The 24,610-nt window shown below is 65.4% G+C and carries 20 protein-coding genes; 9 read left to right on the top strand and 11 right to left on the bottom strand.

Annotation, left to right across the window (positions count from 1 at the left end; all coding sequences use genetic code 11):
- Window positions 1–31: 31 nt before the first annotated feature.
- From ROH8110_RS01685 to ROH8110_RS01665, 5 genes are read left to right on the top strand one after another with little or no spacing between them, the layout of a single operon-like run.
- Entirely contained in the window at window positions 32–2,026 is a 1,995-nt protein-coding gene (locus ROH8110_RS01685) for a TonB-dependent receptor plug domain-containing protein (RefSeq protein WP_085816047.1), read from the top strand.
- Window positions 2,004–2,903 carry an ABC transporter substrate-binding protein gene (locus tag ROH8110_RS01680; protein ID WP_245962772.1) on the top strand — a complete coding sequence of 300 codons (900 nt, stop codon included), beginning with the start codon at window positions 2,004–2,006 and terminating at the stop codon, window positions 2,901–2,903. Before ROH8110_RS01685 ends, ROH8110_RS01680 begins: the two co-directional genes overlap by 23 nt.
- On the top strand, window positions 2,900–3,883 hold the full coding sequence (locus ROH8110_RS01675) for a FecCD family ABC transporter permease (RefSeq protein ID WP_085816045.1): 984 nt from the start codon (window positions 2,900–2,902) through the stop codon (window positions 3,881–3,883). The genes ROH8110_RS01680 and ROH8110_RS01675 overlap by 4 nt, the downstream gene beginning before the upstream one ends.
- Complete coding sequence (locus ROH8110_RS01670; RefSeq protein WP_085816044.1) at window positions 3,880–4,638, top strand: ABC transporter ATP-binding protein; 759 nt, start codon at window positions 3,880–3,882, stop codon at window positions 4,636–4,638. The genes ROH8110_RS01675 and ROH8110_RS01670 overlap by 4 nt, the downstream gene beginning before the upstream one ends.
- On the top strand, window positions 4,635–5,315 hold the full coding sequence (locus ROH8110_RS01665; protein WP_503167787.1) for an adenosylcobinamide amidohydrolase: 681 nt from the start codon (window positions 4,635–4,637) through the stop codon (window positions 5,313–5,315). Before ROH8110_RS01670 ends, ROH8110_RS01665 begins: the two co-directional genes overlap by 4 nt.
- Before the next feature lie 7 nt (window positions 5,316–5,322).
- On the opposite strand, the gene ROH8110_RS01660 is transcribed toward ROH8110_RS01665, so the two are convergent.
- The 6 genes from ROH8110_RS01660 to ROH8110_RS01635 form a co-directional block, all read right to left on the bottom strand.
- Window positions 5,323–6,387 carry a DUF1513 domain-containing protein gene (locus ROH8110_RS01660; protein ID WP_085816042.1) on the bottom strand — a complete coding sequence of 355 codons (1,065 nt, stop codon included), beginning with the start codon at window positions 6,385–6,387 and terminating at the stop codon, window positions 5,323–5,325.
- Between the two features lie 3 nt (window positions 6,388–6,390).
- Window positions 6,391–7,401: an imelysin family protein gene (locus ROH8110_RS01655; RefSeq protein ID WP_085816938.1), complete on the bottom strand. Its 1,011-nt coding sequence runs from the start codon at window positions 7,399–7,401 to the stop codon at window positions 6,391–6,393.
- The gene (locus ROH8110_RS01650) at window positions 7,401–8,987 is read right to left on the bottom strand and encodes a di-heme oxidoreductase family protein (RefSeq protein ID WP_085816041.1); all 1,587 of its coding nucleotides are present in this window, start codon (window positions 8,985–8,987) and stop codon (window positions 7,401–7,403) included. The genes ROH8110_RS01655 and ROH8110_RS01650 overlap by 1 nt, the downstream gene beginning before the upstream one ends.
- A 151-nt stretch (window positions 8,988–9,138) precedes the next feature.
- Window positions 9,139–10,395 (bottom strand): imelysin family protein, encoded by a 1,257-nt coding sequence (locus ROH8110_RS01645; protein ID WP_085816040.1) that lies wholly within the window; start codon window positions 10,393–10,395, stop codon window positions 9,139–9,141.
- A gap of 281 nt (window positions 10,396–10,676) precedes the next feature.
- Window positions 10,677–11,102 (bottom strand): GlcG/HbpS family heme-binding protein, encoded by a 426-nt coding sequence (locus tag ROH8110_RS01640; RefSeq protein ID WP_085816039.1) that lies wholly within the window; start codon window positions 11,100–11,102, stop codon window positions 10,677–10,679.
- 3 nt (window positions 11,103–11,105) lie between these two features.
- Complete coding sequence (locus ROH8110_RS01635) at window positions 11,106–13,250, bottom strand: malate synthase G (RefSeq protein WP_085816038.1); 2,145 nt, start codon at window positions 13,248–13,250, stop codon at window positions 11,106–11,108.
- 96 nt (window positions 13,251–13,346) lie between these two features.
- Here ROH8110_RS01635 and ROH8110_RS01630 point away from each other — a divergent pair, with 96 nt between their 5' ends.
- The 4 genes from ROH8110_RS01630 (at window position 13,347) to ROH8110_RS01615 (ending at window position 19,544) form a co-directional block, all read left to right on the top strand.
- The gene (locus ROH8110_RS01630; RefSeq protein ID WP_085816937.1) at window positions 13,347–14,132 is read left to right on the top strand and encodes an IclR family transcriptional regulator; all 786 of its coding nucleotides are present in this window, start codon (window positions 13,347–13,349) and stop codon (window positions 14,130–14,132) included.
- Between the two features lie 336 nt (window positions 14,133–14,468).
- Window positions 14,469–14,873 (top strand): GFA family protein, encoded by a 405-nt coding sequence (locus ROH8110_RS01625; protein ID WP_085816037.1) that lies wholly within the window; start codon window positions 14,469–14,471, stop codon window positions 14,871–14,873.
- A 399-nt stretch (window positions 14,874–15,272) separates the two neighbouring features.
- Window positions 15,273–16,418, top strand: a complete 1,146-nt coding sequence (locus ROH8110_RS01620) for an efflux RND transporter periplasmic adaptor subunit (protein WP_085816036.1) — start codon at window positions 15,273–15,275, stop codon at window positions 16,416–16,418.
- A gap of 24 nt (window positions 16,419–16,442) precedes the next feature.
- On the top strand, window positions 16,443–19,544 hold the full coding sequence (locus tag ROH8110_RS01615; protein ID WP_085816035.1) for an efflux RND transporter permease subunit: 3,102 nt from the start codon (window positions 16,443–16,445) through the stop codon (window positions 19,542–19,544).
- Between the two features lie 84 nt (window positions 19,545–19,628).
- On the opposite strand, the gene ROH8110_RS01610 is transcribed toward ROH8110_RS01615, so the two are convergent.
- The 5 genes from ROH8110_RS01610 to ehuR form a co-directional block, all read right to left on the bottom strand.
- Window positions 19,629–20,066, bottom strand: a complete 438-nt coding sequence (locus ROH8110_RS01610) for a universal stress protein (protein WP_085816034.1) — start codon at window positions 20,064–20,066, stop codon at window positions 19,629–19,631.
- 13 nt (window positions 20,067–20,079) lie between these two features.
- On the bottom strand, window positions 20,080–21,366 hold the full coding sequence (locus ROH8110_RS01605; RefSeq protein WP_085816033.1) for a TRAP transporter large permease: 1,287 nt from the start codon (window positions 21,364–21,366) through the stop codon (window positions 20,080–20,082).
- A 3-nt stretch (window positions 21,367–21,369) separates the two neighbouring features.
- Entirely contained in the window at window positions 21,370–21,987 is a 618-nt protein-coding gene (locus ROH8110_RS01600; RefSeq protein WP_085816032.1) for a TRAP transporter small permease, read from the bottom strand.
- Between the two features lie 90 nt (window positions 21,988–22,077).
- Window positions 22,078–23,097, bottom strand: coding sequence for a TRAP transporter substrate-binding protein (locus tag ROH8110_RS01595; protein WP_085816031.1), 1,020 nt, complete (start codon window positions 23,095–23,097; stop codon window positions 22,078–22,080).
- 87 nt (window positions 23,098–23,184) lie between these two features.
- Window positions 23,185–24,579, bottom strand: a complete 1,395-nt coding sequence (ehuR, locus tag ROH8110_RS01590) for a MocR-like ectoine utilization transcription factor EhuR (protein WP_085816030.1) — start codon at window positions 24,577–24,579, stop codon at window positions 23,185–23,187.
- Window positions 24,580–24,610 lie beyond the last annotated feature (31 nt).

Genomic DNA, 24,610 nt, shown 5'->3' with positions numbered 1-24,610 from the left:
TTGACCTGGCCATATCGGCCAACGGAGGGACATGAGAATGCACCGTTCGATCTTTACTTGCCTGTTGGCAGGCACAGCCCTGACCACCCAAACCGCACTTGCACAAGACTCCATCGCGCTCGATCCGATCATCGTGTCGGGCGGGCTCACACCCGTCGCCGCCGCGCAATATGGCCGCGCCGCCAGCGTCGTCACCGCCGACGAGATTCAGTCGCGCTCGATCCAGTATGTCTCGGACGCGCTGCGGCTCGTGCCCGGTGTCTCGGTGACGCGCACGGGGTCGTTGGGTGGCACCACCGCCGTCCGCCTGCGCGGCCACGAGAGCAATCACACGCTCGTGCTGATCGACGGGGTCAAGGTCGCCTCGCCGGACACGGGCGCCTATGACTTCAGCGGGCTGCTCGCCACCGATATCGAACGCATCGAGGTCATTCGCGGCCCCCAATCCGCACTCTACGGCTCGCAGGCGATGGGCGGCGTGATCTCGATCACCACCAAGCGCGCCGAAGAACCGGGGATCAGCGGCCGTGCCGGCGCCGAGGTCGGCTCGGACGGCACCCACCAGGTCGATCTGGCCCTGCGCGGCAAGGGCGCACGCGGCGATATCAGCTTTTCGGCTTCGCGGCGGCATTCGGGCGGCTTTGACGTGTCTGGCACGCCGGGGGGCGAAGAGGACAGCGCCCTCCACCGCAGCTACACGCTCAACGGGCGGTATTTCCTGACCGATAACATCACCGTCGGCGGCAGCCTGCGCCATGTGGACCGCATCACCGACAACGACAATTTCAACTTCGCCGCTCCCACCACCGCCGGGCTTGTCACCGATTCCATCGCAGCCAGCACCGCGCAGGAAACCTATGGCGCGCTTTATCTCGACGCGACCGCCTGGGGCGGGCGCATGTCGAACCGGCTGACCTATTCCTTTGCCGATATCGACCGGCAGGGCGTCGACGGCACCGGCACCAAGGATGCCGACAACACCGGCACCCGCCGCAAGATCGCCTATCAGGGCACGATCGCCCTCGATGCCGCGACTCTGGCCAGCGCCAGCCATACCCTGACTTTCGCCGCCGAGTTCGAGCGCCTCACCTACCGCGAGAACGACCCGACCATCGTGTTCGGCGTCGGCCAGCTTGCGAAACGCGAGCGCGAGCAAACCGCCTACATCCTCGAATACCAGGGGGATTTCGGAAACGGCCTCGCGCTTCAGGCCAGCCTGCGGCATGACGACAACGATGCATTCAAGGATTTCACCACCTACGCGATTGGCGCCTCCTACACGCTGCCCAACAACAGCACCCGTCTGCATGCCTCCTATGGGACCGGCGTGCAGAACCCCACCCTGATCGAGCAGTTCGGCTTCTTCTCGGATTTCGCGGGCAACCCCAACCTCAAGCCCGAACAGAGCGAAGGCTGGGATATCGGCATCGAGCAGCAGTTCCTCGACGGGCGCGGGGTGTTCGACATCACCTATTTCGATGAAACTCTCGAGGACGAGATCGGCTCGCAATTCGACGTGGGCCTCGGCAAGACCGTCCCGATCAACAACACCGGGCGCAGCGACCGGCGCGGGATCGAGGCCACGGCGCGCTATGACGTGACCGACCGCCTCGGCCTGTCGCTGGCCTATACCTGGCTTGACGCAAGCGAACCGGTTCCCGTTGCCATCGGCGGCACCCGCAACGCCATCGAGGTGCGCCGCCCCGAACATGAACTCTCGCTCGGCGTGGATTACACGCTGCCCAATGACCGCACCCGCCTGCGGCTCGACGTGCAGCGCGTGGCCGGTCTCTATGACTCCAACTTCAAGACCGCCAGCTTTCTCAGCGGCAACCCCGATGACGATTTCGACCGCGTCCGCCTCAGCGACTACACGCTTGTCAATCTGGGCTTCACCCATGACATCACCGACAAAGTTCAGTTGACCGGACGCATCTCGAACCTTCTCAATGAAAGCTATGAGGAACTCGAAGGCTATGCCACACCGGGCCGGACCATGTATCTTGGCCTTTCCGCGCGCTTCTGATCGGCGCCGCGGCAGCGGGCGGCGCAGTGGCGCCGCCCGTCTGGCGTGCGCTGCGCTGGCCGCCCTGGCAGCGCTCGGCGCACTGACGCCGGCCGCTCTGGCCGATGCGCCGGACCGTGTCGTGTCGATGAATCTCTGCACCGATCAGCTGGCCATGCTGATCGCGGACGATGGCCAGCTTCATTCGGTCAGCCATGTGGCGCTCGACCCGCGCGCCTCGGCCATGGCCGACGAGGCTGCGCGCCACAGGATCAATCATGGCCGCGCCGAAGAAGTCTACCTCATGCAGCCCGACCTCGTGCTGACCAGCACCCTCTCGGCGCGCCATACCACGGCGATGCTCAGGAGGCTTGGCATTCCCGTCATCACCCTCGCGCCCGCCAATTCGCTCGAGGACGTGCATGACCGCATCCTCGAGATGGGCGCGGCTCTGGGGCGCGAGGATCGCGCCCGCGCCATTGCCGCCGCCTTTGACGAAGACCTCGCGCGCCTGCGCGCCACCGCCACGACACGCCCCTCGGCGGTGCTTTACTATGCCAATGGCTATACCTTGGGCGATCAGACGCTCGCGGGTCAGATCCTTCTGGCGGCCGGGTTCTCCAACGCCGCCAGCGCGGCGGGCTACGAGACCGGCATGCGCATGCCGCTCGAGGTGCTGGCCATGACCGCGCCCGATACCGTTGTGACCTCGCGCCGCTATCCCGGCGCCTCGCGCGCCGAGGACATCATGGATCACCCGGTGGTGCAGGCCCTTCGCCACAGCAGCACCGCAGCCGCCATCGCCGATCACGACTGGCTTTGCGGCACGCCCCATGTGCTGCGCGCCATCGAAAGCCTCGTGCGCACCCGCCGCGCCCTTCAGGGGGATGGATCATGAGCCGCCTTGCCATCGGCCTTTGCCTTCTGGTGATCGCGCTTTTCGCCGCCTCGCTGTTGATCGGCCCGGCGGGAACCGGGCCGGGCGAAAGCCTTGCGGCGCTTTTCGCAGGGGATGGCGGGCCGCTGACACTGGTGATGCGTGAAATCCGCCTGCCCCGCGCGATCCTCGCCCTGATGATCGGCGCAAGCCTCGGGCTGGCGGGGGCGGCGATGCAGGGTTACCTGCGCAATCCCCTGGCCGAACCGGGCCTGATCGGGGTGTCCGGCTCGGCGGCGCTCGGCGCCGTGCTTTCGCTTCAGACCGGGCTTGCCGCGGCCTTCGCGCTGGCGCTGCCGCTCTCGGCGCTCCTCGGGGCGCTCATCGGCATGGGGCTCGTGATGGCGCTGGCAGGGCCGCGCGGCGGATCGCTCACGCTGATCCTTGCGGGGATCGCCGTATCGGCACTGGCGGCGGCGCTCACATCGCTGGTGCTGAACCTCTCGCCCAATCCCTTCGCCGCCAATGAAATCGTGTTCTGGATGATGGGCTCGCTGGCCGACCGCTCGTTTACGCATGTCTTGCTGGCTCTGCCGCTGATGGCGCTTGGCGCGCTGCTGCTCGCGCTGGTCGGGCGCGGGCTCGATGCGCTGACACTGGGCGAAGACGCCGCCGGCGCGATGGGGATCGACATGCGCCGCCTGCGCCTCACCATCGTCACCGGCACGGCCTGCGTGGTGGGGGCGGGCACGGCTGTTGCCGGGGCGATCGGCTTTGTCGGCCTCGTCGTGCCGCATGTGCTGCGCCCGCTGGTCGGCGCGCGGCCCTCGCGCCTGCTCTGGGCCTCGGCGCTTGGCGGCGCGGCGATGCTGCTGGCCGCCGATATCGCGGTGCGCGTCATCCTTCCGGCGCGCGACCTCAAGCTGGGGGTGGTGACCGCCCTTGTCGGCGCGCCGCTCTTTCTGCACCTTATCCTGAAACTGCGGACCGAGCGGATATGAGCCTCCTCACCCTCTCCAACCTTTCCGTCACGCTGCGCACGCGCGCGGTGCTCCGCGACGTGTCGCTTGATATCGGCGAGGGGGAGTTCGTCGGGCTGATCGGCCCCAACGGCGCGGGCAAGACGACGCTGATGCGCGCCGCCCTTGGCCTCTTGCCCTTCAGCGGGGAAAGCTCGCTCACCGCCCTGCCCCAGCATGAGCGCGCCCGCATCGCCGCCTGGATGCCCCAATCGCGCGAGATCGCCTGGCCGATCAGCGTCGAAACCCTGGTGCTGCTGGGACGCATCCCGCATCTCGGCGCCTTTGGCGACCCCTCGCCCGAGGACCGCGCGCGGGTCGATGCCGCGCTCGACTGGATGGGTCTGGACGCGATGCGCCACCGCGCCGCCTCGCGCCTGTCGGGAGGCGAACAGGCGCGCGCCCTGATCGCCCGCGCACTGGCGCAGGACACGCCGCTTCTGATGGCCGACGAGCCCATCGCCGGGCTTGACCCCGCGCACCAGATTTCCACCATGCGCACCTTCGCGCAACTGGCCGAGGCCGGGAAATCCGCGCTCGTATCGCTGCATGACCTCGGCATGGCCGCGCGCCACTGCACCCGGCTCGTGATGCTATCCGAAGGCCGCCTTGTCGCCGATGGCCCGCCCGCCGAGGTGCTGACCCCCGAGCGGCTCGCCGATGTCTTCGCCATCACCGCATGGTATCAGCATACCGATCAGGGCACGGTCTATCAGCCGCTCGAGGTGCTCCGTTGACCGCCCTTCGCCCCCGCATCACCCTTGACCGCCCCTGGCTGGAATTCGACCTCGGGGCGCCGATGCAGGTGCTCAGTTGGGCGCTTGATCGCCCCGGCCTCGTGCGTGCGCGCCGCATCCTGTGGCGCGAGGTGCGCAATGCCGACCTGCCGCAGGATCTCGATGTCGGAGCGTGGCTTGCGGATGAACTGGCGGCGCGCGGTGCAGAGGATGCCGTGACCTTCCTCACCTCGCGCGATATCCGCGCCCATGATATCGCCAGCGCCCGCGCCGGGGCCGTGCAGGCCCAGGCCGTGGCGACAGTGGGCCTTTCCAATGCCGAACGGGTCGGTCACCGGGTTGATCGCACCGGCCATGACTGGGGCACGATCAATGTCGCCCTGCATGTGGATTGCGGCCTCAGCGAAGCCGCGCTTCTGGAACTTCTCGCCATCGCCGTGCAGGCCCGGACCGCCGCCGTGATGGATGTGAACCTGCCGCTCGCGCCGGGGCGCGCCACCGGCACCGGCACGGATTGCGTCGCGGTGGCCGCGCCGCAAGGCGCAGGCCAATATGCCGGGCTTCACACCGACGCGGGCGAGGCCGCGGGCCGCGCCGTTTATGACGCGGTGCTTGCGGGCGCGCGCTGCTGGATGGATACGGTCCGGCGCCCCGAAGACACCTCCCTGCGCGCCTGAGCGCGCCTCACCCCACCCGGATCAGGTGATTGTCCCAGGCCCGGTCATATGATTGCGCCGGGCGCATGGCCTCGCCCCTTATGCGCAGCACGCCGCCCATACCGTCCGTCACCAGCAACCCGCCGTTTGCCGCCGGGGCCACGCCGCAGACATCCGCGCGCTTCAGGCTGGCGCGAAACTGCCCGTCCATGCCGAAGACATGCACCCGCCCGCCACGCGGCGAGGTGATCGCGACCTGCCCGCCGCTCATCGCCACCGATCCCGCGTAACCCTCCATCGCGAACTGCTCGGCCATATCCGCCGCGCACAGAACCGGCGCCTCACCGCGCCGATGCAGGCCCAGCAAGGGCGCATTGTCGGGCAAGTCCCCCTGCCATTGCATCGCGAAACCGACCACGCCCTCCGCCTGCGCCAGATGCCGGATCGACGCCAGATGCAACTCGGGCTCCAGTTCCACCTGCTCCTCGATCCCGCCGCGCAGCGTCAGGTAGCTCAGGTTCGGGCGCATGGTTTCCAGGTTGAGCTTCTCGCGCCCCCGGTCGGGATGGGTGCGGATGCCGCCATTGGCCACCACCAGCACATCGCCATCCAGCCGCAATATGTCATGCGGCCCGACGCCCCCCGACGGGATCTCGCCGATCCGCGCATAGCCCTCGTCGCGCGCCCAGAGGCCCAGCCACCCCCGGCCGGTCTCGATATCGTTTTCCGGCGTGACCAGCACTGCGCCGTCCTCGACAAAGGCGCCATGACCGTAGAAATGGCGCCCCTCGGGACTGTGCAGGCGATGCGTCTCGCGCCCGGCCACGCAGTCGATCACCAGCGCGAACCGCCCCGGCCTGCGCGCGAAACCCACCGCCTCGGGCGCGCTCGGATGCGCGGTGGCGGCATGGCCGCGTTCAGGCAGCGGGATGCGGAAAATCTCCGCCCCGTCCTCGCCAAGCCCGTAAAGCGCATAAGCCCCGTCCGCCTCGCGCGCCGCCGCCAGGTAAGCAGGGTTGCCCGCATCCGCCCAGCCCAGCCGCGGCATCGCGGCGGAAAACAACATGCTCGACAGGAAACTGCGCCGGTCCATGCCTCAATCCCCGTCCTGCGAATTGAACCCCGCCGTGACACCCAGCGCCACGCCGATCTCCTGTGCCACCGCCTCTTCGATCCTGCGGATCTCCTGCGCCAGCACCTCGACCTTCAGCCGCCCCTGCGGCGTCGCGACACCCGCGAGAACCGGATCGTCCAGCGCCTCGGCCCTCTCCAGCGCCTGTGCAAAGGCCGCCTCGCTGTCCTCCATCGGCCCGTCCGCCAGCGCCCGTGCCATATCGCGCAGCGCCTCCAGCGACAGCACCACATTGCGCAGCGAGCGCTCCGAGCGGCGCGCCTCGGCACGGTTCGGGCGCGGGCGCTCGAAACTGCCCATCACCCGCCCCAGCCTCTGATCGCGGTTGAACTCCAGCCCCGACATCAGCGCGGTATAAAGCGCCTGGCTCGCCTCCTCGGGCTTGAGGAACACGTCATTGCCCGGCGCACCGGCGCTGCGCAGCAATCCGGCGAAATCGGGCCACTCCTCGTCCATCTCCCGCGCCATCCGCGCAAGGTCCACCGAGATCGCCCGTGCCAGCCGGCATTGGTAATCGCCCTTGCCATAGCCCGCCAGGTGCGGCTCGTATAACAGCCGCTCAAGCGCCATGAGCCCGCGCCCCGCCACCGACACATCAGCGAAATCCTCGGCCGAATCCACCACAGGGTCCGCATCCGCAACCAGCCCCGCCACCGTGCGCCCGACCATGCCGCGCGTATCGGGCCAGAACGCGATCGCCAATGCCCGGCCACCCTGCTCCAGCGGCCCCAGATGCAGGTGGCTCACCCCCATCCAGGCATCATAGGCGGCGTGATAGGCAGGTTTCAGCGCCTCGGCGCGGCAATCCTCTTTTGCGCTCGCCGCCAATGCCGCGCTGCTCTCGGCGAACGCACCGAACCCCGGCAGCACATGACGCGACAACGCCTCGTCCACGCCCGCCCTCGCCATGCCCGAAAGGCCACAGGCCAAGGCCAGCGTGATCGTCAGGCTTCGCATTGCAAGGGATGTCCGCATCATAAACTCTCCAGGAACCGGATCAGTGCCGCACGCGCCCCGGCGGGCATCTCGACCACCCGGTCCCGTGCCGCCTGCGCCTCGCCACCATGCCACAGGATCGCCTCCAGAATCGAGTGCGCCCGCCCGTCATGCAAGAACCGTGTATGCCCGTTCACCTGCCCGGTCATCCCGATTCCCCAAAGCGGCGGCGTGCGCCATTCCTGCCCGTCGGCCACGCCTTCGGGCCGCCCATCCGCCAGCCCCGGCCCCATGTCGTGCAACAGGAAATCCGAATAGGGCCAGATCAGCTGGAAACTCTGCTCGTCCTGCCCTTCAAGCCGGTGGGTCACGTATTTCGGGCTGTGGCAGGCAATGCAGCCTGTCTCGTAGAACACCTGCTTGCCGCGCAGCACCTCGGGGTCATCCACATCGCGCCTTGCGGGCACCGCAAGGTTGCGACTGTAGAAGGTCACAAGGTCCAGCCCCTCGCGGTCGATCTCGAAGACACGCTCGTCGCCATCGCCATGCGGCCCCGCGATACAGCCCTCCTGCGCCGGGGTGCAATCGCCCGCCGCGCCAGGGAAAAGCGGGTTGGAAATGCCGATATCCCCGGCAAAGGCGCTGGCGCTCTGCTGCTCGATGGTGGGGTTGCCCGCCTTCCATCCGAACCGCCCCAGCATCGGGCGCTCATGCACCTTTGACCAGGCGATCTGCGCACGCCCCGAAATGCCGTCGCCATCACGGTCATCGGGATCGGCATGGGCCAGGATATCCGCCGCCGGGATCGCCTCAACGAGGCCCAGCCCGATCATCTGCGGCGCCACCCGCGGCGAGATCAAGAGATCATCCGAAAGCGGCCCGTATCCGGGATCGGCGATGGTGTAGCTCGGTGTATGCAGGGTGGCGCTCTCGCCATCCGAAAGGGCGATGTCCGCCTCTTCATAGGTGATGCGCATCTGCCCTTCTGCGGCATGGCCGGTCACGGCCAGGTCCTGCAACTGCCCGCCATAGACCGGATCGGGACGGGTGCGCGGCGTGTCGATCCCCTGCGCCGCCAGGTAGGTTTCTATCTCGCTCATCGCCGCATCGTCGTGGGCAGGCACAGACAGGCGCAGGAACATCGACACGCGGCTGTCCTCGTCGCCCTCGGGCGGATGCCCGCGACCGTCCTTCAGATGGCAGCGCTGGCAGGACCGCGCGTTATAGACCGGGCCAAGCCCGTCCGATGCCTTGGTCGACGAGGGCGACGACACCCAGACCTTCTTGAAGAGTCCGTTGCCGAGCTTGAAATCCATCTCACGCGCAAAGGTGATATTCCCGGATGGTTGCGAAAACGCATCCGCGTCCTTGCGTGCGCGCACCGTGGCCGCGCCGGCCGGGTTGGTCTCGAAAGGTTCGGGGGCGCCGAACTCTGTCGTCGGGGCCGTCACCGTCTTGATGCGCGCGGCTTCGTCTTGGCTGCGCGGCACCACATCCAGATGCACATCCTGCAGCGGTTCCGCCGCCGCGCCGATCGGCGCGACGCCAAGGAAATACGCGCCAAGCGCGATGCATGCACTTCGGGAAAGGAACGCGAATCCGGGTCTGAACTGGGGGCGTGTCATGGCACTCTGGCTTTCAGGTTGGTCTTGGTCCTGATGACGTGGCGCATTATCTTGACAATTTCAATCGGAAATAATCAGGGGCGCCGGATTGTCGCGCCCGGAACCGGATCGCGGCCCTTGGCGGGGTCGCGATCCGAAGTCTTCCGGCGGCTTACTGGAACACCGCGTCGGGATTGTCGAGGCTGTCGGACCCCTCGAAACCGATCTGCCCGACGCCCAGCGCCGTCACCGCGCGCTCGATCGAGCGCGTCTGCTTCACCAGCGCATCGACCGCGCTCATGATCAGCGCTTCGCCCTCTTCATTGCCGCGCGCCAGCATCTGGTCATAGCTTGTCCCGGCCTCGGCCGACGCCTTGATCTGTCCCAGCTCGATCATCGTCGCGTTCAGGTCGGCGCGCAGCGCGGCATCCACCGCCTCATCCGATTCCGCCACCAGCGAGGACAGGCTTTCGCCCGACACGACGCTGCCATCGACGCGCACATACTCGCCCATATAGACGTTCCGCACGCCCAAGCCGTCATAGAAATGGCTGTTATGCGTGTTGTCCGAGAAGCAATCATGCTCTTCCTCGGGATCGTTCAGCATCACGCCCAGCTTCATGCGCTCACCGGCCTGTTCGCCATAGGACAGGCTGCCCATCCCGGTCAGCATGGTGACGATCCCGGCGTCCGGGTCGGCCGTGACCGCCTCGCGCGCTCCACCTCCGTCGGCCCATTGCGCCGTCATCCACTCAAGGTCCGAAATCAGCAATTCGGTCGCCGCCGTCAGATACGCGCCGCGCCGGTCGCAGTTGCCGCCGGTGCAGTCATCGCCGCTGGCGTAATCGGTCCAGGGCCGCTCGCCCGCACCCGGCTCGGTGCCATTGAGGTCCTGCCCCCACAGAAGAAATTCGATGGCGTGGTAGCCGGTCGCGACATTGGCCTCGACCGCATCCGCCTCATGCAGCCTGTCGGCCAGCAATTCGGGCGTGATCTCGCGCGCGTCGATCTCTTCGCCCGACAGGGTGAAGGTCGGATTCGCGATGACATTCAGCGCCGCAAGCTGGTTCTCATCCGTCGCTCCGCCATAGGCGCTGTCGACATAGTCAATCAGCCCCTCGTCCAGCGGCCAGGCATTCACCTTGCCCTCCCAGTCATCGACAATCGGATTGCCGAACCGATAGGCCTCGGTCTGCTGATAGGGCACGCGGGCCTCGATCCAGACCGCGCGCGCCGCGTTCAGCGTCTCGGGCGAAGGATCCGCCAGCAGCGTCTCGATGGCCGCCTGCAATTCCCGCGCCTTCAACAGGCTGTCCTCATAGCCCGCATGGGCAATATCGGCATAGGTCTCCAGCACCTCGGCCTTGCCCGCCAGGGCAGGCGCGCCAAAACCCAGCACAAGCGCCATCGCTGTCATGGATGTTTTCATCTCGATCGGTCCTTTTTCGTTTCCGCCGCACGCGCACGCAGGGTCGCACCTTCTGGCACGTCACACCCCGGCACGTGAGAATTCCACCTGCCCGATGGCAGGCCCCATTTGGTTGACAGAAAGAGTCGGATTGGTCAATTCCGATTATTTCACTCGGATAATTTTCATGCCCTGCGAGCAGGAAAAACCCCCGCACGCTTCGCAGCTTGCGGGGGTAAATGTTTTATTTGTCAAAGGCTTGAAAGACAGCCCTGAATTGGCGCCGGGTTTCGCTCCTGCACTCAGCCCTGTGCGGACTGGAACGCATCCAGCCCCGCCTGCGCCACTTCGCGGTCCTGAGCCGGCGTGCCGGAACTCACGCCGATCCCGCCCACGACCTCGCCGTCGACGATCACCGGCAGGCCGCCGCCGACCACCATCAGGCGCCCGCCAATGGCCGACCCGATCCCGTAGGCCGGTGCGCCCGGCTGGCTCGCCTCGCCATATTCATGCGTGGCCTTCTTGGCACCCGAGGCGGTATAGCTCTTGTCGATGGCAATGGTGATCGACGTAACCTTGCCGCCGTCCATCCGCTCGAAGGCGACAAGGTTGCCGCTCTCGTCGGTAATGGCGATGCACATCGGCACGCCGATCTCCGTGGCCTTCTCGCGCGCGCCCTTCAGCAGGCTGCGCGCATCCTCCAGATCCAGTCGCTTGATCGTCAGCATCTCTCACTCTCCCTTTTGTGCCTGTGCCTTGGCCACCCGCCGCGCCGCGTGCAGCAGCGGTTCGGTATAGCCCGAGGGCTGTTCGGCCCCCTTGAAAATCAGGTCATGCGCCGCCTTGAACGCAGGCCCGTCGAATCCCGGCGCCATCGGCCGATAAGCCGGATCGCCCGCATTCTGCGCATCGACCTTGGGCGCCATGCGCCTCAGCGATGCCTCGACCTCCTCGGCGCTGCAAATCCCGTGCAGCAGCCAGTTGGCCAGGTATTGCGACGAAATCCGCAAGGTCGCGCGGTCCTCCATCAGGGCCACGTCATTGATATCGGGCACCTTCGAGCACCCGATCCCCTGATCGACCCAGCGCACCACATAGCCCAGGATCGACTGGCAGGAATTGTCGAGCTCGCGCTGCACCTCCTCGGGCGACAGGTTCCGCCCCACCATCAGCGGCGGTGTCAGCAGCGCCTCGCGCGACGCGGGCGCGCGGTCCTTCAGCTTCGCCTGAAGGGCCGCCACATCCACCTGGTGATAATGGGTGGCATGCAGCGTCGCGGCCGTGGGCGAGGGCACCCAGGCGGTATTCGCGCCCGCCTCAGGATGGCCGATCTTGGCCTCCAGCATCGCCGCCATGTCGTCGGGGCGCGCCCACATGCCCTTGCCGATCTGCCCCTTCCCGGCCATGCCCGCGGCCAGCCCGGCATCGACATTGCCGGCCTCATAGGCGGCCAGCCACCCGGACTGCTGCATCTCGCCCTTGGGCACGACAGGCCCGGCCTGCATCGCGGTGTGGATCTCGTCGCCGGTGCGATCGAGGAAGCCCGTGTTGATGAACACGCAGCGTTCCTTCACCGCCTCGATACAGGCCAGCAGGTTCGCCGACGTGCGCCGCTCCTCATCCATCACGCCCAGCTTCACGGTATTGCGCTCAAGCCCCAGCAAGTCCTCGACCCGCGCATAAAGCGTGTCGGCAAAGGCCACCTCTTCGGGGCCATGCATCTTGGGCTTGACCACATAGACCGACCCCGCGCGCGAATTCCCCTCGCCCTCGCGCGCCAGGTCATGCATCGCCGCCGCCACGGTGACGGCCGCGTCCAGCATCCCTTCAGGGGTTTCCTGCCCGTCCATCAACACCGCATCGGTGGTCATCAGGTGGCCGACATTGCGCACCAGCAGCACCGCGCGCCCCGGATGGGTGACGCTGTTGCCCTCCGGATCAAGATAGCTCACGTCCGGCGCAAGGCGGCGCGTCATGGTCTTGCCGCCCTTCTCGAAGCGCTCCTCCAGATCGCCGCGCATCAACCCCAGCCAGTTGGCATAGGCCAGGCACTTGTCCTCGGCATCCACCGCCGCGACCGAATCCTCGCAATCCTGGATCGCCGTCAGCGCACTTTCGAGCCGCAGGTCGGCGATCCCCGCCGGATCGTCCCGCCCGATGGCGGAGTCGCGGTCGATCACCACCTCGATCAACAGGCCGTTGGCGCGCAGGAAAACATTGCCCGCCTCGGTGTAACCGGCGAACTGGCCGGGATCGGCAAGGGCGCTTCCCTGCCCCTTCACCGCGACCTTCAGCGCACCGCCCTCCACATCGAGCGCGGTCACATCCGCCCAGGACCCGGTCGCAAGCGGCACCACCCGGTCGAGATGCGCACGCGCCCAGGCGATCACCTTGGCGCCGCGCGCCGCGTCATAGCCCTGGCCCTCGGGTTTTCCCTCGATCGCGTCGGTGCCGTAAAGCGCATCGTAAAGCGAACCCCAACGCGCATTCGCGGCATTGAGCGCGAACCGCGCATTCATCACCGGCACCACCAGTTGCGGCCCCGCAACGCTGGCGATCTCGGGATCGACATTGCGGGTCGTCACCTCGAAGGGCGCAGGCGCGGGCAGCAGGTAACCGATCTCCTTGAGATAGGCGCGATACGCCTCGCCATCGAAAGGCTGGCCGCGATGGGCGATGTGCCATTCATCGATCCGGCGCTGCAATTGCGCGCGCTTTTCCAGAAGCCGCGCGTTCTGCGGCGCCAGGTCGCGCAGCATGGCAGCATAGCCCGACCAGAACTGATCGGCGCTCACGCCCAGCAGAATCTCATCCTCCAAAAGCCGCGCCAGCGGCGCAGCCACCGACAATCCGTGACGGTCTACATATTCGCTCATGTGCTTCCTCCGTTTCCAGCGCAAGGGCTAGCGCAGCGGGCGCGAAGCTGTAACAAATGGAAAAATGTTTTCCACGGTATGGAAAGGTATACCGAAATGAGCCCGGACAAAGCCGAAGGCGTGCAATCCGTCGCCCGCGCGCTGCGCCTGCTGCGCCATCTCAGCCAGCATGACGACGGACTCCGGGTCAGCGACCTCGCGCGGCTCAGCGGCTTGGCGGTGTCCACCACGCATCGCCTGCTGACCACGCTCGAATTGCAGGGCTTCGCGCAGTTCGACCCCGACAGCGCGCTCTGGCATGTGGGACGCGAGGCCTTTGCCGTGGGCGCCTCCTTCGGGCGGCGGCAGAATTTCGTGGCCCCCGCCCTGCCCTTCCTGCGCCGCCTGCGAGACGCCACGCGCGAGACCGCCAATCTGGGGATTCTCGACAATGACGAACTGGTCACCGTCAGCCAGGTCGAAAGCCGCGAGATCATGCGCGCAATCTCGCCCCCCGGCGGGCGGGTGCCCGCCTTCTGCTCGGGCATGGGCAAGGCGATCCTCGCCACATGGGAGGATGCCGATATCGCCGCGTTCGTCGCGCGCACCGGGCTGCACCCGATGACGGCGCGCTCGCATCGCGATGTTGACAGCGCGATGCGGGATATCGCCCGGATCCGGCAGCAGGGCTACGCGCTCGATGACGAGGAACATGTGACCGGCCTGCGCTGCATCGCGGCGGTGGTGTGGTCCCCGCAGGGCGAAGCCGCCTGCGCGATCTCGATCTCGGGCCTTGCCGCGCGGCTGCCGGATGACAGGCTCGACCGCATCGGCCAGATCGTCGCCCGCGCCGCCCACGACCTCACCGAAACCCTCGGTGGCCAGCCTCCGTCGCCGCCCTGACGCAGCACCCGGACGTCCTCACACCGGCTGGCTGACCACCTGCCGCTCAACCAAGCGCGCACAGAGGCGAAGCGCTCGCGATCCCTGCCCTCATCCTTCGCCTCGCCACCCGACTTTCGGGCCAGAGACGCGACAACATCGGGCAGATCGCCGCCCGCGCCGCCCACGACCTCACCCAAACCTCGGGCGGCCAACCCGCCTCGCAACGCTTGCGCGGCACCCGGACGGCCTCGCGCAGCGGGCTTGCCGCACCCGCCGACGCGGGCGTGGCGCTTGCCCTTCACGCCATGTCCGATGCAATCATGGGCGAAGCGCAACCCGACAGGAGGCACGGACATGGACCCAATCACCGGCACTTGCCTTTGCGGCGATGTCAGCATCACGGCCTCGGGACGGCCCGACCGGGTCGGGATCTGCCATTGCCTCGATTGCCGCAAGCATCACGGCGCATTGTTCTATGCCGCCGCGATCTTTCCCGAAGGCGCGGTGACGATCGAAGGCGAAACCAACGCCTATGAGGGGCGGCATTTCTGCCCGCGTTGCGGATCGTCGGTCTTCGCCCGCAGCGGCGACGAGATCGAGCTGCACCTCGGCGCCCTCGATATGCCCGACCCTCCGTCATCCGACACCGGCCTGACGCCCAGCTACGAATGCTGGACGGTGCGGCGCGAATCCTGGCTCCCGCCTTTCCCTCGCATGAAGCACTACGGGCATGACCGGAAGAGCGACCGCCGCGGCTGAATCCGGCTTGCATGGTTTGCCTGCCCATCCGCTCTGGTGCCCATCTATCCTGTTATCGCATCATCGTTGTCTTGCTCCTGCCCGTTTGCCCCGAATCATCGCCCGATGCGGGTGATGCGATCAGTAGAGCGCATGAGTGTTGCGAATGCGTTACCGCGGCGTCCCGCGCGGCGGCGGCAAGACGTTTGTACAAACCGGATTCCGAAGACCGCGACTTCGGTACAAAACCCATGTACAATTCGTCTGTTTCGTACGTTCCGCCCACGCCTCTCAATGGCGCACAGTCACTGTTCGGCGCGGATGGTTGCCATTCCGTCCCGGCTTCTGTTTAACGGGCGCGTATTTACAGCGTTTCGCGCGCGGGTTCTGCGCGCATGTCCGTTCCCCGAAAGGTCTCCCATGACATTGCTCGCGCGTTTCACCTTTGCCCTCTCGCTCTGCATCGCCCTGACCTCTCCGGCCCTTGCCCAGCAAGGCGGCGGTCAACCGACCCCGGTCACGGTCGTCACCCTCGAGCCGCAGACCATCACCCTGACAGCGACCCTGCCAGGCCGCGTCGCCGCCTCGGCCCTCGCCGAGGTGCGCCCGCAGGTCAACGGGATCATCACCGAGAGGCTTTTTGAAGAGGGCGCGCATGTCGATGTGAACGATCCTCTTTTCCGCATTGATTCCGCGACTTACGAGGCAACCTTGCAGCAATCTCGCGCCAGCGTGGCGCAGGCCGAAGCGCAACTTCGCGCCGCCGAACGCGATGCCGGGCGGCTCGAGGAATTGCAGGCCCGCAACGTCGCCAGCGAACAGGCGCTCGACGATGCGCAAGCCGCCCGCGACTCCGCCGCCGCCGCGCTGGAACTGGCGCGCGCCCAGATGAATTCGGCGCAGATCGAACTGTCGCGCACCACGATCCGCGCCCGTCTCTCCGGGCGGATCGGCCTATCGCAAACCAGCCAGGGCGAGCTTGTAACCGCCAGTCAGGCACAGCCGCTCGCGGTCATCCGCACCATCGATCCGGTCTATGTGGACGTCACCCAATCCTCCGCCGACCTCCTGCGCTGGCGGCGCGGCGAAACCGAACGCGCCCTCGCCGACGCCGACCGCACCGTCCGCCTGACCCTCGCCGACGGCTCCGTTTATGAACACACCGGTCGCCTTCAGGCAGCGGAACCCAATGTCGATCCGCAGACCGGCGTGGTCACCATGCGCATGCAGTTCGAGAACCCGCAAACACTGCTGTTGCCGGGCATGTATGTTCAGGTCGAGATGCCCGTCGACGTGGCCGAGAACGTCTATCTTGTGCCTCAGGAAGGCGTCGTGCGCGACCGGCGCGGGCGCCCGACCGCATGGGTTGTTAACCCCGATGGCGTCATCGAGGAGCGCCCGCTGTCGATCGTTCAGGACCGCGACAACGAATGGGTCGTCGACGAAGGGTTGAACCCCGGCGACAGGGTCGTCGTCGCGGGCTTTCAGAAAACCGCGCCCGGCGCCACCGTCGCACCGGAAGAACGCGACACCAGCAAGACCACCGCCGACGCAGCGTCGGAATAACCGGCGGAAACGGGGACAGATATCATGGCACGCTTCTTCATCGACCGTCCGGTCTTTGCCTGGGTGATCTCGATCCTCATCATGGGGATCGGGGTGCTCGCGATCCGGATGCTGCCCGTGGCGCAATATCCGCAGATCGCGCCGCCCTCGGTTTCGATCAACGCCAGCTACCCGGGGGCCTCGGCCGACACGGTAGCCAATACCGTGACCCAGGTCATCGAACAGCAGATGACCGGACTCGATGGCTTGCGCTATTTCTCGTCCAGTTCGACAGCGGCGGGCCAGGTCCAGATCACCCTCACATTCGAGACCGGCACCGATGCCGATATCGCGCAGGTCCAGGTCCAGAACAAGCTGAGCCAAGCCACGCCGCTCTTGCCGGAAATCGTGCAGCGACAGGGGATTACCGTCGAAAAATCCTCGGCTGGTTTCCTCATGGTCGTTGGCCTGACCTCAACCGATGGCAGCCTCGAACAGGTGGATCTTGCGGATTACATGGTCACCAACCTCGTTGACGAACTGAGCCGCATTCGCGGCGTCGGCTCGGTCAATGTGTTTGGCGGGCAATACGCCATGCGCATCTGGCTCGACCCGGCCAAGCTGGCCGCATTCGAGCTGGCGCCCTCGGATGTGGTGGCGGCGGTTTCCGCGCAGAACGCGCAGATTTCGGCGGGCGCTTTCGGTGCACGCCCGGCGGTCGAGGGGCAACAGCTCAACGCCACGATCACCGCACAATCGCTGCTCAGCACGCCGGAGGATTTCCGCCAGATCGTGCTGCGTGCCGAAACCGATGGCGGGCTGGTGTTGCTGGATGATGTCGCCCGCGTCGAGATCGGCGCCGAGAACTACGCCACCATCGCGCGCTTCAACGGCAGGCCGGCATCAGGCATGGCCATCAGCCTCGCGCCCGGCGCGAACGCGCTCGATACCGCAGAGGCGGTCAAGGCCCGTATGGAGGAATTCGCCCGCTTCTTCCCCGAAGGCGTGGAATACGTGATCCCCTATGACACCACACCCTTCATCGAGATCTCGATCAAGGAAGTGGTCAAGACCCTGTTCGAGGCAATCGGCCTCGTGTTCCTGGTGATGTTCCTGTTCCTGCAGAACCTGCGCGCAACCCTGATCCCGACCTTGGCCGTGCCCGTGGTCCTGCTGGGCACGTTCGGCGTTTTGGCGGCGGCGGGATTCACCATCAACACCCTGACGATGCTGGCGATGGTGCTGGCGATCGGCCTCTTGGTGGATGACGCGATCGTCGTGGTCGAGAATGTCGAACGGATCATGGAAGAAGAGGGCCTGCCCCCGCGCGAGGCCACGCATAAATCCATGGGACAGATCACCGGCGCGCTGATCGGTATCGCCATGGTTCTGTCGGCGGTGTTCGTGCCGATGGCCTTCTTTCCGGGCTCGACCGGCGTGATCTACCAGCAGTTCGCGATCACCATCGTTTCGGCCATGGCCCTGTCGGTGGTGGTGGCGATCACCCTGACGCCGGCGCTCTGTGCCTCGCTTCTCAAACCCAAGGGACATGCGGCACAGCGCGGACCATTCGCCTGGTTCAACAAGGGCTTTTCAGGTCTGACCTCGGGCTATACCGGCACCGTGCGCTGGACCGTGCGGCGCCCCTTCCGGGTGGCGATCGTCTATCTTGCTTTGGCCGCTGCAATGGCGTTCCTGTTCATGCGCACGCCGACGGGCTTTCTGCCCGAAGAGGATCAGGGCATCCTTTTCACCCTGATCCAGACCCCGACCGGCGCCAGCGCAGAGCGCACTCTCGACGTGGTGAAACAGGTCGAAAACTACTACCTCACGCAGGAAGAAGGTGTCGTGGATTCGATGTTCGGCGTGGTCGGTTTCAGCTTCGCGGGCAGCGGGCAGAACATGGGCCTCGCCTTCGTGCAGCTCAAGGATTGGGACAAGCGCCCCAGCCCGCAACAAAGCGTGCAGGCATTGGCCGGACGGGCCTTCGGCGCATTCAGCCAGATCCGGGATGCGCAGGTCTTTCCGGTGGTGCCGCCTTCGGTGATCGAACTCGGCAACGTGTCGGGTTTCGACTTCTACCTGCAGGCGCGTGAAGGGCAGACCCATGACGAACTGGTGAACGCCCGCAACCAGCTGCTTGGCATGGCCGCGCAAAGCCCGGTCGTCACATCAGTGCGCCCTAGCGGCCTCGAGGACGCGGCACGCTTCAACCTGGATATCGACTGGCGCATGGCCGGCGCGATGGGGCTGACGCCGAACGATGTGGGGCAGCTGCTTCAGGTCGCCTGGGCAGGCACCTATGTGAACGACTTCATCGACCAGGGCAGGATCAAGCGGGTCTATGTACAGGGCGAAGCCGAGGCCCGCGCGACACCCAAGGACATCGAGAAATGGCGCGTGCGCAATGTCAGCGGCGGGCTTGTTCCCTTCTCGAACTTTGCCCAGGGCAACTGGGATTACGGCGCGCAGGGGCTTTACCGCTATAATGGCGTGCCCTCGATCCAGATTCAGGGCTCACCCGTCGAGGGCGTGACCACCGGCGAAGCGATGGCCGAGATGGAACGCCTCGTGGCGCAACTTGGGCCGGGCTTTGACGTGGCCTGGACCGGCCTTTCGCTCGAGGAGCGGGAATCGGGCAGTCAGGCGCCCTTGCTCTATGCGCTCTCACTGGCGGCGGTGTTCCTGTCGCTCGCTGCGCTTTACGAAAGCTGGTCGATCCCCTTCGCGGTAATGCTGGCCATGCCCATCGGCGTGCTGGGCGCGCTGATCGGTGCGTGGCTGGGCGGCTTCGAGAACGGCGTGTTCTTCCAGGTCGGGCTGCTGACCGTCATCGGCCTCACGGGCAAGAACGCGATCCTGATCGTGGAATTCGCGCGCGAGCGCTATGAGGCCGGCGAGCGGGTGATCGACGCTGTCGCCACCGCCGCGCGCCAGCGTTTCCGCCCGATCATCATGACCTCGATGGCCTTCTCGCTGGGCGTTCTGCCGCTGGTGCTCAGCTCGGGCGCGGGTTCGGGCGGGCGCAATGCCATCGGCTCGGGTGTCCTGGGCGGAACGATTTCGGCCACGGTCCTCGGCGTGGTCTTCGTGCCGCTGTTCTTCATGATCGTGACACGGATCTTCCGCCGGGCCGGCGGGGCCTGAAGGCTCAGAAACCAAGAAGGGGGCGTCGAAACGCCCCCCTTCCGTGCATCATTTCATGCATCTGTCGAGCACCGCTCGGTGCGGTCAGACCACCAGCACCGGAATTCGCGAAAGGCCCGTGACCTTGTGCGAAACGCTGCCCAAAAGGTAGTCCTCGACCGAGCCCATGCCACGGCTGCCGATCACGATCAGGTCCATCCCATGTTCCTGCGCGAACTTGACGATGGTGCGCGATGTCGGCCCCGATTTGACGAAGGCGCGTGTCTCGGTCAGCCCGGCCTCCTGCGCGACGCTCTTGGCGCGCTCGGCGACCTCCTTGGCATGGTTGCGCATGATGTCGTCCATATTGCCCGGATCGTCGGGGCGCACCATCGACAGCGACGCCTCGAGCATCGAGTGATGCCGATAGACCGTCAGAATGGTGACCTTGCCGCCGCATTCGTGCGACATGTCGATGGCCATATCCAGCGCCTTCTCGGCATTGGGCGAGCCATCGAAGGGAACGAGTATAGATTTGAACATAAGGGTCTCCTGACTACTTCGCGAAGGCAAGGTCACGCAGGAACAGCGCGATCTGCGGGAAGAAGATCAGCGCGACCGCCACCGACAGCAGGATGAAGATGAACGGCGGCGTGCCGCGGATGACCTCGAAATAGGGGCGCTTGAACACGGCGATGGCCGTGAAGATGTCGCAACCGAATGGTGGCGTGGCCGATCCGATGGCCACCTGCAAGGTGACGATCGTGCCCACCAGAACCGGGTCAAGCCCGACCGAGTTCACCACCGGCGCGAAGATCGGCACCATGACCAGGATCACCACGATCGGGTCGACGAACATGCAGCCTATGAAGAAGGCGATCGAGATCACGAACAGAACACCGATTTGACCCATCTCGTCGACGCCGATACCGCCAAGGATCTGCTGTGGGATCTGTGCGAACGAGATCACCCAGGAAAACGCCGCGCCAACGCCCACAAGGATGAACACCACCGCCGTGATCAGCCCGGTCGACTTGGCAGTGTCATAGACCCCGGCAAGGTCGAGTTCCTTGAACACGATGACTTCAAGGATCAGCGCATAGAGCACACAGGCGGCGGCGGCCTCGGTCGGGCTGAAGATACCGCCATAGATTCCGCCGATGATGATCGCCGGGAACCCCAGCGGCCAAAGCGCCTTGCGCGCGGCAGCCATGCGTTCGGGCCAGCTTGTCTTGGGTTCGGTCGGGACCTGGTGGCGCACCGCATAAAGCCAGGAATAGAACGAGAAGAGCACGAGGATCAGCAGCCCCGGCCCGATCCCTGCAATGAACAGCTCGGCGATCGAGGTGTTCGACACCACGCCATAGATGATCATGCCGATCGAGGGCGGAATGAGAAAGGCGATATCCGACGAATTGACGATCAGCGCCAGGATGAAACTGTCCTTGTAGCCCGCCTTCTGCATCCGTGGACGCAGCGGCGAACCGATGGCGACCACCGTCGCCTGGGTCGACCCCGAGACCGCGCCGAACATCGTGCAGGCCGCCGCAGTGGATACCGCCAGCCCACCCTTCAGATGCCCGACAAAGGCCATCACCAGGTCGATCAGCCGGTTGGCCGATTGCCCGCGCGTCATGATATCGGCGGCGAAGATGAACATCGGCACCGCGATCAGCGAGGCGGGCCGGATGCCCGCCATGATCTGCTGGATCATCGTTTCAAGCTGGCTCATCCCGCCGAACAGCGAGAAGAAGCCCACGAAAGCCCCCACGATCAGCGGGATCATCATGGGAAAACCCAGCAGAAGGAGCACGATCATGATCGAGAAAATCGTCAGTGCCATCTTTCAGACCTCCATCTCGTCGTCGTCATATCCTTCGAGCACGGCGGTCGAGAGATAGGTATCTTTTTCAATGATGTTCTTGATGGCAGTCAGCGCATATTGCATCCCCGTCATAAAGAACCCGAAGGGCACCCAGACCAGCGTGATCCACACCGGGATCTGAAGCGACGGCAGCACGCGGCCCCGTCCCGCCTGAGTGAGAATGTAGTTGAACGAGTAGTAGCAAAGCCCGAACATGAAGACCGCCGTCACCACCGCGATGATGATCATCATGATCTTGCGCCCCTTTCCGGGCAGCGCGTCATAGATCGCCGACATACGGATATGACGGCCCTGACGCGCGGCATAGCTGATGCCGGCAAAGGTGATCATGATGATGAGAATGCGGTTCAGCTCTTCGGAAAAGAAGATGCTGTTCTGAAAGACGAAGCGCCCGACCACGTTGGCGATCGTATTCGCGGCCATCAGCAGCACACCCGCCGCCAGCACGATGGCTTCGATCTTGCTGATCAGATTGTCCAACGTGCCCAGAACGCCGGGAAGCGTGGATTGATAGTCCTTGAAGGATGCGTCATCCGTCGAGGTGGTGTCGGTTTGCGACTGTGTCTGAGACTCGTTCATCCCTGTCCAGGCCCCGCGATGATGTTGAATGTGATGTGGGTAAAGTAAACCGGCGGCCCCATCTTCGATGGCGGCCGCCGGTCCCTGTCTTTAGTTTTCGACAGCTTCAAGGTCCGCCTTGAGCTGTTCGAGAATCTTGGCGCCGGAATCCCCGGTCATCTCAAGGAAGGTCTCTTCGACCGTTGCAGCCGCTTCGACGAAGGGCGTGCGCTCTTCCTCGCTCAGGACATTGACCTGCATGTCGGGCTTGGCTTCCTTGATCTTCTCGATGCTCTCTTCGTGCAGACCGCTCTGATAGTCGATGATGTGGTCAAAGGCAGTATCCATCGCCGCCTGCACCATCTCCTGATCTTCTGCCGAAAGGCCGTCGAAGAACTGCTGGTTCGCCATCACGGCCGTGGTGAAGTTGTTGTGGCCCGCGCAGGTGATGACGTCGGTCACTTCATACATCTTGGTCGACTCGATGAAGAACATCGGGTTTTCCTGACCCTGGATGATGCCCGTCTGCAGTGCACCATAGACTTCGCCCCAGGGCAGCGGCGTGGGTGTGGCGCCGAACGCCTTGTAGCTTTCCACCAGAAGCGGGTTGGTCATCACGCGGAACTTCACCTCGTTGAGGTCATCCGGCCCTTTGACGGGCTCCTGCGTGGTCATGCAGACCTCGCCTTCGGGGAACATCACCAGAAGCTCGAGGCCCTGCTGGGCGTAAAGCTCGGGGAACATTTCGTTGATCGCCTTGGAACTGCGGAAGAATTCGCTCAGCTTCTCGGTGTCCTGGGGCAGCAGATATGGCACGAAGAACACTTGCGCCTCCGGGATCAGCGAACCCGTGAAACCCGGGCTCTGGTCCACGAATTGCAGGATGCCGGCCTGGGCTTGTTCCATGATATCCGCCGATTCACCCAAGGTGCCATAGGGGAAAAGCTGGACCTCGTGGTCGGAATTCGCTTCGATCTCTTCCTTGAACTTCTGGGCGAAAACGCCCTGCACCTCGTCGATGGCCTCCTCGAACGCGTAGCGCCAGGTGTCGGCCTTTGCCATGCTGCCTGTGATGGCCATGACACCGACGGCGGCCGCAGCTGCGAACGTGTTGGTCATGAATTTCGCCATTACTTTGCTCCCTGTTTCATAAAATGCACTGGAAGCGTGTGACGCATTGTATTGCATGTCAAACCAATAATTGACGCATGACAAATGTCAGTATTCAAGAGGAAAGGCGATTTCATGCGTCGCTCGGAGCAACATCGAGACCCGCTCGAGTGCCGTCCTGAACTGGGTTTCATCGCGCACGCCGCCCACGGAAATCCGCACCGCATCAAGGGCCGGAGCCTGGGCTGTCAGAAAAGGAGTCGCGGGCGCCAGCGCAACGCCAAGCTGGCGGGCATTGCGCACGACATCCTCGGTCGAGCGCCCCTCGGGAAGGGTCAACCAATAGTGCAGCCCGCCCGGATGACCCTGAAGCCTCTGATCGCCCAGAACCTCGTTGACGATCCGCCCGCGCGCGGCCAGCGCAGCGCGCTGCCACTCGGCCAGGGCGGCGGCGGTGCCGTCGCGCACCCAACGGGTGGCGATCTCACCGACCAGCGGCGTAGCCGCCCATGAGAACACCAGCAGGCGGCTCAGCAACGCCGATTGCAGATACGCGGGCGCGGCCATGTAACCCGCGCGCAGCCCCGAAACGGTGCATTTGGTGAATGTCGTCAGGTAGATCGTGCGCTCCGGTGCCAGCGCCGCAATCGGCTCGGGCGCATCCTCGAGGATCTGCGCATAGGCATCGTTTTCGATGACCACGAGATCGCGGGCTTGCGCCACCGCGGCGACTGCACGCCTGCGCGCCTCGCTCATCAATCCCCCACGCGGTGCCGCCAGGTTCGGCAGCGTCACGATCGCACGGGCATCGTGACTGCGACAGACCCGCTCAAGCGCGTCCGGGCACATCCCCTCGTCGTCTCCCGCCACCCCGATAAGCGTCAGGCCAAGGTAACGGCAGAGCGAAATGATAAGGTGATGGGTCACATCGTCGGCCAGCACCACGTCACCCGGCGCGGTCACCGCTGACAGCGCCGCCGCCATGCCATGCGTCACGCCGTTGGTCAGCAGCACCCGGTCGGCGCTGGTGTTCAGGCGGCACCGTGCCAGCCAGTCGACAGCCGCCGCGCGATGCGCGGTCTGCCCGATATTGGGACGGCAGGACAGGATCGTCGCCGGATCGGCATTGCCCGCCATCTCGCGCAGCGTGCGGCGCATGGCCTGGTCATGCCTTGCATCGTAAAGCGGGCGCGAAATCGCCAGGTCCAGCACATCTTCCCGCTGGGATTTCAGCGCATAGGGCGGCTCGTCCCGCGCCGAGGGGTCGACAACGAAACTGCCCCGCCCCACATGCCCGTGGATCAGGTTGTGCTGGCGCAGGCGGTCATAGGCCTTGCTGACGGTATGGACACTCAGCCCAAGCTCGTTCGACACCGCCCGATGCGTCGGCAACCTGTCTCCGGGGCGCAGCACGCCTTCGCGGATCTGCCGCTCGATGGCGGCGGCAAGGCTGGCATAGAGCGGCTCTGCAAGGGCCTCCCGGTCGGGGAATTCGAACGTCATCCTGAACTCACGCTGATTGTGGCCTTTCGGG

It is taken from the genome of Roseovarius halotolerans (assembly GCF_900172255.1).
Classification (GTDB): domain Bacteria; phylum Pseudomonadota; class Alphaproteobacteria; order Rhodobacterales; family Rhodobacteraceae; genus Roseovarius; species Roseovarius halotolerans.
The sequence above is the reverse complement of the archived record's forward strand: the minus strand, read 5'-3'. Positions and strand labels throughout refer to the sequence as shown.